The sequence below is a fragment of the Komagataeibacter intermedius TF2 genome (genome assembly GCF_000964425.1).
In the GTDB taxonomy this organism is placed as follows: Bacteria; Pseudomonadota; Alphaproteobacteria; order Acetobacterales; family Acetobacteraceae; genus Komagataeibacter; species Komagataeibacter intermedius.
Window position 1 is genome coordinate 1 of record NZ_BANF01000056.1, and the last position, 241, is coordinate 241.

At 51.0% G+C, this 241-nt stretch carries 1 pseudogene; it reads right to left on the minus strand.

The features are described from left to right. Positions 1 to 241, minus strand: a pseudogene (locus tag B7449_RS22080) (IS481 family transposase); the annotation flags it as partial.

Consider the following 241-nt stretch of genomic DNA (forward strand, 5'->3'; position numbering starts at 1 on the left):
TGTCAGGTTGTGAGACGTCATTGGCGTATTCGAGGATTTCATCGACCTGTTTCATGATGTCACAGTTGGCTGGTTTGATGTAGTCGGCATTACGGGACGCGGGATGTTTTTCAAGCCACGACGTGATGCATTGGGCGGGAGTTATGCCGCCCAGAACACGCTGCCGGCGATGATTGTAAGCGAAACAGAATCCTCTGAGCAGAATTTCCAGATCCTTATGGCTTGAGACACAGACCGGCAA